This window comes from Marinobacter metalliresistant (assembly GCF_038098645.1).
GTDB lineage: Bacteria > Pseudomonadota > Gammaproteobacteria > Pseudomonadales > Oleiphilaceae > Marinobacter > Marinobacter metalliresistant.
This window is the reverse complement of sequence record NZ_CP101118.1, coordinates 2,725,318-2,738,948: the sequence shown is the minus strand read 5'-3', so window position 1 is coordinate 2,738,948 and position 13,631 is coordinate 2,725,318. Positions and strand designations below refer to the sequence as shown.

General features: G+C 60.8%; 13 protein-coding genes. 8 read left to right on the top strand and 5 right to left on the bottom strand.

Going from position 1 to position 13,631, the window contains the following annotated elements:
* The first annotated feature begins 17 nt into the window (after positions 1-17).
* The 6 genes from NLK58_RS12865 to hrpB all read left to right on the top strand — a co-directional run bounded on the left by NLK58_RS12865 (position 18) and on the right by hrpB (position 6,800).
* A complete protein-coding gene (locus NLK58_RS12865) occupies positions 18-755 on the top strand; it encodes an SURF1 family protein (protein ID WP_117618896.1) in 738 nt (245 codons plus the stop codon).
* Positions 748-1,386 carry a hypothetical protein gene (locus NLK58_RS12860; protein WP_117618895.1) on the top strand — a complete coding sequence of 213 codons (639 nt, stop codon included), beginning with the start codon at positions 748-750 and terminating at the stop codon, positions 1,384-1,386. The genes NLK58_RS12865 and NLK58_RS12860 overlap by 8 nt, the downstream gene beginning before the upstream one ends.
* 83 nt (positions 1,387-1,469) lie before the next feature.
* Positions 1,470-2,534, top strand: a complete 1,065-nt coding sequence (locus tag NLK58_RS12855; protein WP_341580924.1) for a COX15/CtaA family protein — start codon at positions 1,470-1,472, stop codon at positions 2,532-2,534.
* Positions 2,531-3,451: a heme o synthase gene (cyoE, locus tag NLK58_RS12850; protein ID WP_341580923.1), complete on the top strand. Its 921-nt coding sequence runs from the start codon at positions 2,531-2,533 to the stop codon at positions 3,449-3,451. The genes NLK58_RS12855 and cyoE overlap by 4 nt, the downstream gene beginning before the upstream one ends.
* 148 nt (positions 3,452-3,599) lie before the next feature.
* Complete coding sequence (locus tag NLK58_RS12845) at positions 3,600-4,265, top strand: SCO family protein (protein WP_341580922.1); 666 nt, start codon at positions 3,600-3,602, stop codon at positions 4,263-4,265.
* A gap of 48 nt (positions 4,266-4,313) precedes the next feature.
* Positions 4,314-6,800, top strand: coding sequence for an ATP-dependent helicase HrpB (gene hrpB / locus NLK58_RS12840; protein ID WP_341580921.1), 2,487 nt, complete (start codon positions 4,314-4,316; stop codon positions 6,798-6,800).
* Between the two features lie 179 nt (positions 6,801-6,979).
* Here hrpB and NLK58_RS12835 read toward each other — a convergent pair whose 3' ends face one another.
* The 3 genes from NLK58_RS12835 to NLK58_RS12825 form a co-directional block, all read right to left on the bottom strand.
* The gene (locus NLK58_RS12835; RefSeq protein WP_341580920.1) at positions 6,980-7,111 is read right to left on the bottom strand and encodes a hypothetical protein; all 132 of its coding nucleotides are present in this window, start codon (positions 7,109-7,111) and stop codon (positions 6,980-6,982) included.
* Between the two features lie 37 nt (positions 7,112-7,148).
* Entirely contained in the window at positions 7,149-9,491 is a 2,343-nt protein-coding gene (locus NLK58_RS12830; RefSeq protein ID WP_341580919.1) for a fatty acid cis/trans isomerase, read from the bottom strand.
* Between the two features lie 94 nt (positions 9,492-9,585).
* Entirely contained in the window at positions 9,586-10,440 is an 855-nt protein-coding gene (locus tag NLK58_RS12825; protein ID WP_117618888.1) for a translation initiation factor eIF-2B, read from the bottom strand.
* A gap of 58 nt (positions 10,441-10,498) precedes the next feature.
* Between NLK58_RS12825 and NLK58_RS12820 the strand changes: the two genes are divergently transcribed.
* On the top strand, positions 10,499-10,654 hold the full coding sequence (locus NLK58_RS12820) for a hypothetical protein (RefSeq protein ID WP_341580918.1): 156 nt from the start codon (positions 10,499-10,501) through the stop codon (positions 10,652-10,654).
* 68 nt (positions 10,655-10,722) lie between these two features.
* On the top strand, positions 10,723-11,898 hold the full coding sequence (locus NLK58_RS12815; protein ID WP_117618887.1) for a type III PLP-dependent enzyme: 1,176 nt from the start codon (positions 10,723-10,725) through the stop codon (positions 11,896-11,898).
* 83 nt (positions 11,899-11,981) lie between these two features.
* Here NLK58_RS12815 and NLK58_RS12810 read toward each other — a convergent pair whose 3' ends face one another.
* Positions 11,982-13,205, bottom strand: a complete 1,224-nt coding sequence (locus NLK58_RS12810; protein WP_341580917.1) for an MFS transporter — start codon at positions 13,203-13,205, stop codon at positions 11,982-11,984.
* Between the two features lie 11 nt (positions 13,206-13,216).
* Positions 13,217-13,612 carry an ectoine synthase gene (locus NLK58_RS12805; protein ID WP_117620386.1) on the bottom strand — a complete coding sequence of 132 codons (396 nt, stop codon included), beginning with the start codon at positions 13,610-13,612 and terminating at the stop codon, positions 13,217-13,219.
* Between the last annotated feature and the right edge of the window lie 19 nt (positions 13,613-13,631).

The following is a 13,631-nucleotide window of genomic DNA, read 5'->3' as shown; positions in this document are numbered from 1 at the left end:
GGTCACTATAGCAGAGCATGTCTGATTCGCAGCGCCAACGCCGTCACTGGCAATTCGATTGGCGGTTGCTGGTATTCAGTGGGGTCTTCCTGCCGGTTCTGATCAGCTTGGGTGTCTGGCAGCTCAACCGGGCAGCGGAGAAACAGCTACTGCTGGATCAGTGGCAACAGGAGGCTGTAAACCTGGACTGGCCAGACATGGTGGCTCTGGATCTGAGCAATGGCCGGCCTGTGACCCTGACCGGTCTTTACGGAAACCGGAACTGGCTGCTGGATAACCGGACCCGGGATGGTGTGCCAGGGTATGAGGTTCTCACCGTGTTTCGCCCGGTTTCGGGTCCGCCGGTGGTGGTCAATCGCGGCTGGGTGCAAGCGCCCCGGACCCGGGACCAGCTTCCGGAGGTTGACCCGCCGGATGGTGTTTTCACGTTACAGGGGCGGATCAGCGATTACCCGGTGCCGCCGGTTCTTGGTGATCAACCCCCGGCAACCGGCCCCTGGCCCCGGCGCGTGCAAAGCCTCTCCAAAGAGGCGGCCCGAGCCGAAATCCCGGAGCTTCCCGGCAGGATCGTTCGCCTTTCCGGCGACCATCAGCCTGGAGCCTACCGGGCCGACTGGAAGCCGGATCTGATGGGACCGCAAACCCATTACGGATATGCCACGCAATGGTTTGCGCTGGCTGTGGCGCTGACTATATTGACTATAGTGGCAAGTTACCGAAAGACAGGAGCCAATAATGACAATGACGATGGCTAACCGGATATCCGACCAGGAGCAGAATGAAGGCCCCACCCCGGAACAGGCCCGTCGTGGCCGTCGGACCGCACTCCTTCTGTTCGTACTGGGTTTTGGCCCGATCATTGTTGCCACCATCATGTTCTACACCGGCTGGCTGAACCCGGCCGGCCACACCAACAACGGGGTTCTTCTCCAGCCGGTCGTGCCGGTTTCAACCCTTAATGTTGAAACTTCATCCGGGACACCACTGAGCGAACGCTTTGGCCCGGACAAGGCCGATCCTGACTGGATGATGATTGTGGCGGCCGGGCAGTGTGGCAGCCAGTGTGAGGAACTGCTCTACCTTGCCAGGCAGGTCAACATTGCCCTTGGCAAGAATGCCAGCCGGGTATCGCGGGCAACGGTACTGGGCAGCGTACCGGCCGATCTGCAGGCCCGCTGGCCACAGGAATACAGTTCAATGGAGCGGCTGGTTCCAGCCGCCGGCACTCAGCCTGCCTGGCCCGCCGGCATCGATCCGGAAGCGGAGCCCCGTATCCTGTTGGTGGACCCCTTCGGCAACATCTTGATGCATTACGGTTCCGAGCACACGGGTAAGGACATGCTCGAGGATCTCAAACATCTGCTCAAACTGTCGCAGATTGGTTAATGGTCAGAGCCGGAGAGTCAGCCTTGAATCAGTCGTACCTTTCACCATCACCATCACCATCACCATCACCCGCGGCCCGGGTTATGGCCAGATGGGCAACCCTTGCTGTTTTGCTGGCCGTTGTGGTGATCATGCTCGGCGCCTGGACCCGACTGGTGCATGCCGGGCTTGGCTGTCCCGACTGGCCAGGCTGTTATGGGTTTCTGACGGTTCCCCAGAGTGACTCGAGCATCGCCATCGCCAACGCGCGTTTCCCGGAAACGCCGGTGGATGTCGAGAAGGGATGGCCGGAGATGATTCACCGCTATGCCGCCGGTACCCTCGGACTGGTGGTCTTTGGTCTGGCCGCCTGTGCGGTTCGCCACCGGCGTAGCGGCGTGCCGGTGAAACTGCCTTTGTTCATTGCGGGTTTCATTATTCTGCAGGGTGCCTTTGGCATGTGGACGGTGACTCTGAAGCTGTGGCCCCAGGTGGTGGCCTTGCACCTGTTGGGAGGATTTACCACCCTCAGTCTGCTTACTCTCCTTACCTTGCGGCTACGGAAACGGGCGAAAGGCGAGGAGACTCGGGAGCAACCCCGCCACGCCGGAGTGTTAGCAGGTTTCCGCCCCTGGCTTTATGGCGGGCTTGTGCTGGTGGTGATGCAGATTGCCTTCGGTGCCTGGACAGCCGCCAATTACGCCGCCGTGGCCTGTACCGATCTGCCCACCTGCCAGGGCCAGTGGTGGCCCGGGGGTATGGATTTTCGCCACGGCTTTGATGTTACCCAGCATGTCGGCCCCAACTATCTCGGCGGCCAGCTGACTGCCGACGGGCGGGTAGCGATTCACGTGACACATCGTTTGGGAGCCGTGGTCGTGCTGGTTTACTTTGCGACACTATTGACCCTGATGTGGCGCCGACGGGGGAACACCGGCCTGGGCAATGCCATCCGGCTGGTGGCCGTAGTGCTGAGTGTGCAGGTCCTGCTGGGGCTGGCCAACGTCCTGTTCCATATTCCCTTGTCTGTTGCCGTCGCCCATAACGCCATGGGCGCCGGACTGCTCCTGTCAGTCATTCATCTGATCTGGCGGCATCAGCTGTTACCGAAAGCGCACACCGCGGCAGCAACACACACAACAACAATGAACCAGGAGGTTACGGCATGAGCGAGCAAGTGGAAGCACTGCCGGCCCAGGCAATTGCGAGCGAATCCAGAACACCCATTTCGTGGCGTGACTACCTGGAGCTGACCAAGCCCCGGGTGGTTGCGTTGATGATCCTCACATCGGTGATCGGCATGTTGCTGGCTGCGCCGGGGGTGCCTGGCTGGGGCGTTCTGGTGTGGGGTAACCTGGGTATTGCGTTGTTGGCCGGCGCCGCGGCAGTGGTCAACCATGTGGTGGATCAGAAGATTGACACGGTCATGGCCCGTACCCGCAAGCGTCCGGTGGCCACAGGCAAGATCTCACCCCTGGACGCCATCCTGTTCGCGACCATTCTTGCCGGTATTGGCATGGCCGTACTGATGTGGCAGGTCAATCACCTGACCGCCTGGCTGACCCTGGCCTCCCTGGTGGGCTATGCGGGCGTGTATACCCTGTTCCTGAAGCGGGCCACGCCCCAGAATATCACCATTGGCGGCCTGGCCGGCGCCATGCCGCCACTGCTTGGCTGGACCGCGGTTACCGGCCAGGTGGAAGGCCACGCCCTGCTTCTGGTGCTGATCATCTTTGCCTGGACGCCACCGCATTTCTGGGCCCTGGCGATCCACCGCAAGGAGGAATACGCCAAGGCGGGTATTCCCATGCTGCCGGTAACCCATGGCAACAAGTTCACCGAGCTCCACATCCTGTTGTATACCCTGATGCTGCTGGCGGTCAGCCTGCTACCTTTTGTCACAGGCATGTCCGGCGGCATCTACCTGGTTGGCGCCCTGGCCCTTGGCCTGCGCTTCCTGCAGTACGCCGTCCGGCTCCTGAAGGGCGATGACCGGCGGGTCGCCCTGAATACCTTCAAGTATTCCATCACTTACCTGATGGCCCTGTTTGTGGTATTGCTTGTGGATCATTTTGTGTTTTTCTGAAGTAGACACCGTGCGGGCGCAGGCGGGAAGGGTTTTCCGAAACACGCTGTGAATACGTCCGTGTATGCTCGGCTCCGCCATCCCTGGCTCCGCACGGTTTCGGAAAGCCCTTCCCGCCTGCTCGATTGGTCACCGAATTGGATTCAGCATGAACAGCTCTATTCGCCTTACCCTTTTCTGCCTCCTGTTAATTGTGGTTTTGATCTTCGGGCTTGTCGTGGGACGGCAGGTGTTCCTGATCGGCAGCCAGGAACCGATCCCCGCACCGGAACTGACCGAGCTCAATACCTATGTATATGACCAGCCGCGGCAATTGGCCGAGTTCACATTGACCAATGAAAACGGCGAGACGGTGACCCGGGAGAGCCTGAAGGGGCGCTGGACCTTTGCTTTTGTGGGCTATACCAACTGCCCCGATATCTGCCCGGCGGCGATGGCGAATCTGCGGCGTACCGATCAGCTTCTGTCGAATGAGCTGCCTCAGCCCAACTATCTGCTGGTCAGTGCTGACCCGGAACATGACACTCCCGAGAAGCTCCGGGAGTACACCGACTTCTTTGGCGAGCACTTTCATGGCCTGACCGGGGATCTGGAAACCCTGCGTGCGCTGGCCAAAAGCCTGAGCGCGGTGTTCGTGCACCGAGAGGTGGATGGCGAGTTGCTGGTGGACCACAGCGGCCATTTCGCCTTGCTGAACCCGGATGGTGAACTTGCTGCGGTGATTCAGCCGCCTCATAATCCCGAACAGCTGGCCGAAGCCTTCGAGCGTATTTACCAGTGGGCGAAGGCCAATCGTGACCGGGCCCGTTCCTGACGCTGTTCAAACCCTGGTCGCCGCCGTAAAACCGAAGTCCGGAATCCCATGTTCCCTATCGATGCCATCCTTCCAGAGCTGAAAAACGCCCTGGAACAGACCAGTACTGCTCTTTTGCAGGCGCCACCCGGTGCCGGCAAGACCACCCGTGTTCCCCTCGCCCTGCTGGATGCACCCTGGCGGCGTGATGGCAAGATCCTGATGCTGGAACCGCGTCGCCTTGCGGCCAGGTCCGCAGCCCGGTTTATGGCAAAACAGCTGAATGAGAAGCCCGGCCAGACCGTCGGTTACCGAACCCGGCTGGATACAAGGGTGTCGGCGGTCACCCGCATTGAAGTGGTCACCGAGGGTATCCTGACCCGGTTGATCCAGGCCGATCCGATGCTGGAAGATTATGCGGCCGTCATTTTTGACGAGTTTCATGAGCGCTCCCTGCAGGCGGATCTCGGCTTGGCCCTGGTGCGGGAATCCCAGCAGGCGCTGCGCGAGGACTTGCGGCTATTGGTAATGTCGGCCACGCTGGATACCGCCCCGATTGCCAGGGTGCTCGGGGATGTGCCGGTAATCTCCAGTGAAGGCCGGGCCTTCCCAGTGGAGGTGTTGTATCGGCCGCTGGCCCGCAATGCCCGGGTGGTGGATCAGGTGGTGGCAGTCATTCAGGAAGCAGTACTGGCGGATCAGACCGGATCCGTGCTGGTGTTTCTTCCGGGTGCCGGGGAAATCCGGCGTGTGGAGCAACAGCTTCGGGGCACACTGGCGGAGAAGGTGCGTGTCGCGCCCCTCTACGGCAACCTGAAATCGGAGCAACAGGATCAGGCCATCTCGCCGGCGCCGGAAGGCCAGCGTAAAGTCGTGCTGGCCACGGCCATTGCCGAAACCAGTCTGACCATTGAAGGTGTCAGAGTGGTGATTGACACCGGCCAGCAGCGTCGGGCGGTATTTGACCCCAACAGTGGTATGACCCGCTTGGTGACCGGCCGGGTGTCCCGGGCCTCCGCGGAACAGAGAAAAGGACGGGCGGGACGGGTAGAGCCCGGAGTGTGTTACCGGTTGTGGAGTGAATCGGAGCAGTTCGGGCTGGCGGAGTACACGCCGCCAGAGATTCTGGAGGCAGACCTCGCGCCGCTCGTCCTGGAACTCGCCCAGTGGGGTGCCCGTGAGGCCGCCGGCGTTGCGTGGATCGATGAACCGCCGCGGGCCCACTGGCAGCAGGCCGTGGCCCTACTGCAATGGCTGGACATGCTGGATGCGGATGGCGCCATTACCGATCATGGCAAGGCCGCCCGGGAACTGGGTATTCACCCCCGCCTGGCCCATATGGTGTTGCGCGGAAGAGAGCTCGGTCTAGAGGTGCCTGCTGCGGAACTGGCCGCTTTGCTGGGGGAGCGTGATCTGCTTGGCCCCGGCGCCGGGGCGGATATGCACGAGCGTATTCGCGTGCTCCATGGCGAGCATCGCGATCCTTCGTTGGACCCTGCCCGCCTCAAGGCTGTGCGACAGGCGGCAAAGCGGCTGTGTGGTACTGCTAACCCTGGTGGTCGGGAAATGCCCACAGAAACCGACATCGGACGTTTACTGGCCCAGGCCTATCCGGACCGCGTTGCTCGCCGGCGATCAGGCACGGCGCCGAGGTATCAGCTCAGCAATGGCAAAGGGGCGGTCCTGAGAGAGGATGATCCTCTCGCCAGACACGACTGGCTGGTTGCCGCGGAGCTGGATGGCAAGGCCCGGGAAGCGACCATCTATCTGGCGGCGCCGGTGGATATCCCGGATCTGGAGCAGGATCTGGCCAACCACATTCACGACACCGAAGAAGCACTGTGGGACGACGCCAGGGGCAGGGTGGTGGCCCGGCGCCTCAGGAAACTGGGTGAGCTGGTGCTGCAGGAAAAACCGCTGGCGCAGGTGGACCCGGTGCTGGTCCAGCGGGGTCTGCTCAATGCCATCCGGAAGAAGGGGCTGGAAAGCCTGCCCTGGACGGACGACGGCCACCAATGGTGCGCCCGTGTCCGGTTGCTGGCCGAAACCTTCCCCGATGATGACTGGCCTGATACCAGTGAAGGGGCCTTGCTGACGAATCTGGAACAGTGGCTGGGGCCGTTTTTGGCCGGTAAGAGTCGCTGGTCCGATCTGGGCCGTCTGGACCTGTTGAACGCTCTCAACAGCCTTCTGGGTTATCCGGCACAACAACAGCTCCAGGCGCTCGCGCCGGTTGCCCTGACCATCCCCACAGGCCAGCGGGTCCGGCTCGATTATGGCCCGGAGAACGGACCGGTGCTGGCAGCCAAGCTCCAGGCCCTGTTCGGCTGGACTGAAACCCCGCGAGTGGCTGGCGGCCGCGTCCCGGTGGTCATTCATTTACTGTCACCGGCTCAGCGCCCGCTGGCAGTGACCGCCGATCTCGCCAGCTTCTGGCAGAATGTTTACCCGGACGTGCGCAAGGACATGCGTGGTCGTTACCCCAAGCATCCGTGGCCGGACGATCCGTTTACCGCAGAGGCCCAGCAGGGAACGAAAAAACGCCCTGCTCGCTGATCTGCTTCTATGGTAAATAAACACTTTGAAAAACCTGAAGACCGGGCGGCTGTTGCCTTCGTTTGAAGGGTTGGGTTGAGAGTCGGCTGGCAGCGCAGGATTACTCCATATAACGCCCGCCATCTGAAGGCTCATTTGGGTTATGTGGTGACTAACTGCCAAACTGTCAGGCTAAGCACCTACCAGCCATCCAGCTTGATTCCATTTTCCCGGAGATACTCGCCCTCTTTCTCCAGATATTCATCTACCCATTGCGAATAGTCCGACTTTTCGTTGTTGTACGGCTTGGCCTCGTAACGCCCTACCCGCACTGGCCTGGCCGGGCATCAGGAAACGTCGGCCACCGCGTCAGAGGTTTTCGTAGCGGTTGATGTCGAAGATGCCTGCCTGCAACGGCTGGTGTTCCCGATGCCAGGCAGTGATGTCGTGGAGGATGGTCCAGAAGTCCGGATGCGTGCGGCGTACGCCCCAGATGCTGACCAGCTCGTCGAATGCTTCCTGGGTCTTCAGCCGCCGCAATGTGTTGGTGAACAGGGCCACCTGCGCGGCCGGTACATCAAACATGAAATTGGGATAGCTGCCAATGATGCCTGGATAAATGGTCAGTTTGTCGTCATCCGGCTGATACCGGAAATCCTCACCAAACATGAAGGCAACATTACTGTGGGCGCGGTCCCGGATCACCGTGTAAACGGTACGTTCACCCTTTTCGTTACGTACCCGCAGGAAGCTGACCTCCGGCAGGAAAGTAATCGCCGGCAGGAACTCGGCGCGGGTCGACGCCAGTTGGGACAGCGTCTGGTCGGTGCTGCGAATCCACTCAGGCAGATAAGGGCGACCACAGCTGCTACCACCGCAGCGGTTGATCGGATCGTTCCGTTCGGCGTTCAGGTCGCGAAACGTGAGCAGCAACCTGGCCCCGAGCTCCTCATTGTGGGCGCTGGTGACATAGGGTACCTGGGAGGGGGTGCGGTCATCCATGTCAGCATAGCTGTAACCCAGTTTGAGCTTGCCGGCACCCTGGTACCAGCGTTTCAGCACCCGGTTGCGCTCTCCGGCCGGGATCAGGCGCAGGTAATTCTGCTCAGCACCGTTGCGAATCAGGTCAAAATAGAGCCGGGTCTGGGTCTGGTGGGCGACATTGCCGAAGACATCGAAGTTCACCACCAGTTCGTAGTAGGTGCGCTCAAAGAGTGGGTAGTCCATCCACCAGCTTGTTGTCGGCACCTGGCCAATCAGGCCCCGCTGCACGGAGGCGTTGTTGTGATGGCGGAAAATGGTGAGCAGGGCATTGGTGTTGTAACCGTCACCATCCCAGATCTGGTCCAGCCCGGCGCCATCCGGATAGGCAAGGCGATAAGCGGTCGAGCGCAGTCTGCTGTATTCGTTACGCTTGGCCTTATAGGTGCTCCAGTTATCACCAAAGTCCAGCAGGTCGCTGTCCTGGCCGGGTAGGGCCAGCAACGGCGTTACCCGTTGGCGATAACCGGGATCGGTGACATACAGATCGTCGTCGGGGGCCTGGAACACGGCCCAGAACTGGTCGCGGATCACATCGGTGGCAATCTGCCCACGGCACACTGGCCCGCGAATGAAAGTGCGGGTGAAATACTCGGCGTTGTCCAGCATGAACTGGTAGCGGGCGCGTGCCGGGATGGCGGCGAAGGTGGCAAAGGGGTTGGCCCGTTCATCGGCACCATAACCCGGAAGGGTGGCCAGCGGCCAGTCGTGGCCAAAGAATAACTGTTGTGTCCGCTGCCGTTGCTGGGGGCCAAACGCTAAGGTGATGTGGCGTTTGTGGATAATGCTGCCGGCGACCGGGCGCAGACGATAGTAAAGGGCCCCCCCGGGCGCCTCATTGGGACGGCGGGTGGCAATCAGCTCAACGGGCGCGCCGGGCGGTGTGCGCGAGCGAACCAGTTCGAAGAAGCGGGTGTCGGCACCATCGTCCACAAAATACAGGTGGGCCAGGTAGAGATGCTCGTACAACCAGCGGCTGACCAGTTGCTGGTGGTTTTCTGGCTGATTCAGCCATTGTTCCCACTGCTCGATATGCTGCTGTTCCGCCGGGGTCACCTCAACCTGATGAGGGTGGATAGCGCCGCCCTGGTTGAGCCAGCCGGCGAGGGTGGCGTATTCGTCGTCGGTGAGGCCGGTCACCGCCAGGGGCATGCCCTCATAGGGATGGTCGTCGGCGTAATCGCCAAACTCCGCGTTGGTCACACACTGGTTGACACGCCCGATACCCAGTTCGATGTCCCCGGGAAGTTTGCTGTTGGGGGCAAACTCGTGCTGCTTGCCCAGGCGGATCATGTTTTCAAACAGACTACGGGTTTTGTTGCCCTGCGCCAGCACCGAGTAAAAGCCCAGATCCCGCCACTGCTGTTCGGTCTGGGCATCGATACCCAGGCGGGTGGTGGCCTGGGTCTGCAGTCTAGCGCTGTTATAGACCGGCTTTGGATGAGCCCCGCGGATCAGGCCGTCGGCGTATTCCATCTTTAGCTGACAGGGGGCGTCGTAGCAGCTATGGCAGGCCAGGCATTTGCGCTCAAGAATGGGTTGGACATCGGCCTCGAAGGCAATCGGTTGCTGCGACGGGGCCGGCAGTATTCGCTTCCCGGTGGATTCCGAGGTGTTTTCGGCACAACCGGCCAGCAGCAACAGGCATACAGCAACCAGAATGGCGGGCATGACCGGACTCCCTGATAATCGATCTGTGGGTGGGGCGGCAACTATAAGAGTTCAAGAGTAAAACCGCCATAATACCGGAGTCCGGTCGATCCGTTTACCGCCGAGGCCCAGCCGGGGGCGAAAAAACGCCCTGCTCGCTGATCCGCAGGCCGACCAGTTGCTGCGGAACGGTTTCAAAATACACGTTGCGCGGGGTTATCCAGTGCCCCTCCGGGGCCTTGAGCTCACTGGCGGGCATTTCCTCAAGGGTGGCCGAATTGTGGCTGGCATCGCTGTTGCGAAAGCTGTCCGCCAGCACCCAGAATGGCTTACCGGCGGCCTGTGCCGCCAGTGCAAGTGGCCCTGTGCCGACCTTGTTCACAAAATAGCCGTCTGTCAGCCAGGTGTCGCACCCGGTGATGACCACATCCGCGCTGGCGACAAACACGCCCATCTGGGCATCCGTAATCAGGGTGACCGGCACCGCCAGGTCATTCAGCGCGCGGGCCAGGATATGCCCCTCAAACCCGGGGCTGCTCTGGGTGCAGATGACGGAAAAGGGCTCACCGGCGTCGGCCAGCGCCCGAAACAGGGCGAGCACCACCGAGCTGGCGCTGTGGGTCATTAACACGGGATTCTCAGGTAACTGGCTTCGCGCGTGTCGGGTGATCGCCATGCCCGCATTTTCGAGTTGTCGGAGGGTGTCCAGAATCGCCTGCCGGGGTCGGTCCGGGGCCTCTGCCCAGCGTTCCCGGACCATGCCAAGGGCGTTGCCAATGACGATCATGCTGGGACGGGCGGCCCGAAGTTCGGATATCAGGCGAGACAGGGTTTCAGCGTCGGGGTTGACGTCATCCAGGTACCAAAGCAGTTCATTGAGCGTGCGACTGGCCAACTGAGTGGCACCGGACTGGTAATCCTCCCGCACACCGGCCAGCAGAGTCTCCGCCTTTGTATCCAGCTCCTGCATACTGTCTGTCCCGGGCATCGTTCAGCTCAAGGGTAGCAGCGGCTGAAGCATTTGTCCGATGGCCCGGTGGAGCCGGCGCCTTGGTGGCCAGTGGCTGTCAGAGAATTTTCACGCCAACTTTCATGCCATTGGCCTGTCGCTTTTCACGGATTACGCATGGGTAGATATGCTCATATCCGGGCCTGAAAAAAAGCCTGATGATCGCGCCATCTAACGGGTGCTGCAGCGTTGCTGTGGCGCCTTTTTTTATGCCTGTTTGCCCTGTGGAGGGAAACACCATCCATGACCGAGTCAGCCAACGCTAACATCGCCGATTATTACAGCGCCGAGACGTTCAAACGTATCAAAGACTTTGCAGATGGCAGGGAAACCCCGTTCGTGGTGATTGATACCGCCACGGTTGATCGCCAGTACGATGAGCTGGTGGAAGGCTTCCCCTACGCCAGGGTGTACTACGCGGTGAAAGCCAACCCCGCCCCGCAGGTCCTGACCATGCTGCGTGACAAGGGTGCCTGTTTCGACATTGCGTCGGTGTATGAGCTGGACAAGGTGATGGCCCTGGGTGTGACCGGAGAGCGCATCAGCTACGGCAATACCATCAAGAAGGCCAAGGACATCCGCACCTTCTACGAGAAGGGCGTGCGCCTGTTTGCCACCGACTCCGAGGCGGATCTACGCAATATTGCCAAGGCGGCACCGGGCTCAAGGGTGTACGTACGTATCCTGACCGAAGGCACGTTGACAGCGGACTGGCCCTTGTCCCGCAAGTTTGGCTGCCAGACCGATATGGCCATGGATCTGCTGATCCTGGCCCGTGATCTGGGCCTGGTACCTTACGGTGTGTCCTTCCATGTTGGCTCCCAGCAGCGGGAAATCGGCGCCTGGGACGCGGCCCTGAACAAGGTGAAGGTGATTTTCGAGCGCCTGAAGGAAGAAGATGGCATCGAGCTGAAGATGATCAACATGGGCGGCGGCTTTCCGGCCAATTACATCACTCGCACCAATGAACTGAAGGTGTACGCGGAGGAGATTGCCCGGTTCCTGCACGAGGATTTCGGTGCCGAGCTGCCGGAGATCATCATTGAGCCTGGCCGCTCGCTGATTTCCAATGCCGGCGTGCTGGTAAGTGAGGTGGTGCTGATTTCCAGGAAATCGCGAACGGCCCTGCACCGCTGGGTATTTACCGATGTGGGCAAGTTTTCCGGGCTGATCGAGACCCTGGATGAGGCGATCAAGTTTCCGATCTGGACGGAGAAGGTGGGCGAAGGCGAGGACTGCGTGATTGCCGGGCCCACCTGTGACAGTGCCGATATCATGTATGAGCACCACAAGTATCCGCTGCCTTTGAATCTCGCTATTGGGGATCGGATGTATTGGCTCTCTACCGGGGCTTACACGACTACCTATAGCGCTATTGAATTTAACGGGTTTCCCCCGTTGAAGGACTACTACATCTAGGTTTGGGGTCTGGCCAAGGGGTCAGAAGAAAGCTTTCTTCTGACCCCATTTTCACCTGACCCCATTTTCACCTGACCCCATTTTCACCTGACCCCATTTTCAGCTTTTAAAGGATCAGCTTCCGGGCTGTGTTTCAGGTCCAGCGTGAAGGCCCAGGGCAGAACCAGCAGGCTATAGGCGATGATGGTGAGAATGGCGTGTCTGGCGTCGCCGGTCCAGTCGGCGACCAGGCCGCCGAGCATGGGGATGGAGAAGGCCAGGGTGTAACCGACCAGGAAGGTGCCGGCGGAGAGGCGGCCGGTTTCCTGGGAGATTGTGACCAGGGGTGGCACGGCGACCAGGAGGATCAGGAGGATGCCTGAGGTCAGGCTCATCAGGGTCGCGCTGACGATGGACCACCAGCCGGTGACGGTGATGGCGCCGAGGGCGCCCAGGATGCTCAGGGCAGCGGTAACGATGATGGTGGAGCGGCGGCCGACCCAGGCCCGGGCCATTTTGAGCATGATCAGGGACGCGAGGACCTGGGCGAGGTTGAACCAGAACAGGGCGTCGGAGAGTTTGCCGAACTGACCCTGCTGTTCCAGCAGGTTGCCCATATAGGCATTGAGGCCGAAGAACATGGAGCCGGACAGGCCGAGAAGCAGGCCGATTTTCAGGGTAAGCGGGTTGCTCCAGTCCGGAAGCCAGGCGACTTTACCCACGGGTTTTGCCTGTTCTCTTTTGGGCAGGTAGAGGGCAGCAGCCACCAGCAGGGCCGGTAGTGACCAGGCCAGGAGAGTGGCGCGCCAGCTGTTGTCGAACAGGGGCATGAGCACTGGCAGGGTCATACCGGCGCTGATGAACTCGCCCATCAGCATGCCGTTCATGTAGATGGCGGAACCCAGGGCCAGGTGGTGGGGCTCGAGCCATCTCGGCAGAAGTGCCGGCAAGGCCGGTTGCATCATGGCCACACCAAACCCCATGACGGCGCTGGCCAGCATCAGTGTGAGGGTGTCGGGTACCAGGGCGCGGCCAGCGGAGCCGATCACCATGATGACCATGGCCAAAGCCAGGGTGTTCCGGGGACCAATGCGGGCGATGGCCAGGGAGCCAGGCATGGCGCCGATGGCCAGCATCAGAATGGGCAGCGTGGTCAGTGCCCCGGTGAGGGCCTGGGTCAGTGCCAGTTCATTACTGATAAACGGCGCCAGAGGTGGGGCCACCAGCACGGGTATACGCAGATAAATGCCGGCGAGCCAAAGCAACACCGCCACCGGCAGCAGCCTGGCTGACGGTGGCGGCGTGGTTGCGGCCTGGTGTTCAGCCACGGATCAGCGAATCAGCCTTCACTGGTATCCGGCAGGTAGGCGCCGTCTTCGTCGTGCACTTCACGGCCGGTGACCGGCGGGTTGAAGGCACAGATCAGGCGCATGTCCTCGGTGCCACCGCGCAGGGTGTGCTGGTCATGCTTGTCGAGCGCATACAGGGTGCCGTCGGTGATCTGGTGGGTTTCACCAGTGGCCTTGTCCAGAATGCTGCCGTTGCCCGCCACGCAGTAAACCGCTTCGAGGTGGTGCTTGTACCAGAGGTTGAGCTCTGCGCCGGCCGGAATGATGGTTTCGTGGAAGGAGAAACCCATACCGTCCTTCTTAAGCAACATCCGGCGACTGGTCCAGCCCGGACCGGTGACTTCGCGCTCGGTACCAATGATGTCTTGCACTCGTACAATTTTCATTCGCATTCCCCATTGTGTG

What these genes read in the sequence shown, in the direction of transcription:
- NLK58_RS12820 (WP_341580918.1), top strand. Translation starts at nt 10,499, where the DNA reads ATGGCCCGGTGGAGCCGGCGCCTTGGTGGCCAGTGGCTGTCAGAGAAT.
- NLK58_RS12825 (WP_117618888.1), bottom strand. Translation starts at nt 10,440, where the DNA reads ATGCAGGAGCTGGATACAAAGGCGGAGACTCTGCTGGCCGGTGTGCGG.
- NLK58_RS12865 (WP_117618896.1), top strand. Translation starts at nt 18, where the DNA reads ATGTCTGATTCGCAGCGCCAACGCCGTCACTGGCAATTCGATTGGCGG.
- NLK58_RS12860 (WP_117618895.1), top strand. Translation starts at nt 748, where the DNA reads ATGGCTAACCGGATATCCGACCAGGAGCAGAATGAAGGCCCCACCCCG.
- NLK58_RS12830 (WP_341580919.1), bottom strand. Translation starts at nt 9,491, where the DNA reads ATGCCCGCCATTCTGGTTGCTGTATGCCTGTTGCTGCTGGCCGGTTGT.
- hrpB (WP_341580921.1), top strand. Translation starts at nt 4,314, where the DNA reads ATGTTCCCTATCGATGCCATCCTTCCAGAGCTGAAAAACGCCCTGGAA.
- NLK58_RS12855 (WP_341580924.1), top strand. Translation starts at nt 1,470, where the DNA reads ATGGCCAGATGGGCAACCCTTGCTGTTTTGCTGGCCGTTGTGGTGATC.
- NLK58_RS12845 (WP_341580922.1), top strand. Translation starts at nt 3,600, where the DNA reads ATGAACAGCTCTATTCGCCTTACCCTTTTCTGCCTCCTGTTAATTGTG.
- cyoE (WP_341580923.1), top strand. Translation starts at nt 2,531, where the DNA reads ATGAGCGAGCAAGTGGAAGCACTGCCGGCCCAGGCAATTGCGAGCGAA.
- NLK58_RS12805 (WP_117620386.1), bottom strand. Translation starts at nt 13,612, where the DNA reads ATGAAAATTGTACGAGTGCAAGACATCATTGGTACCGAGCGCGAAGTC.
- NLK58_RS12815 (WP_117618887.1), top strand. Translation starts at nt 10,723, where the DNA reads ATGACCGAGTCAGCCAACGCTAACATCGCCGATTATTACAGCGCCGAG.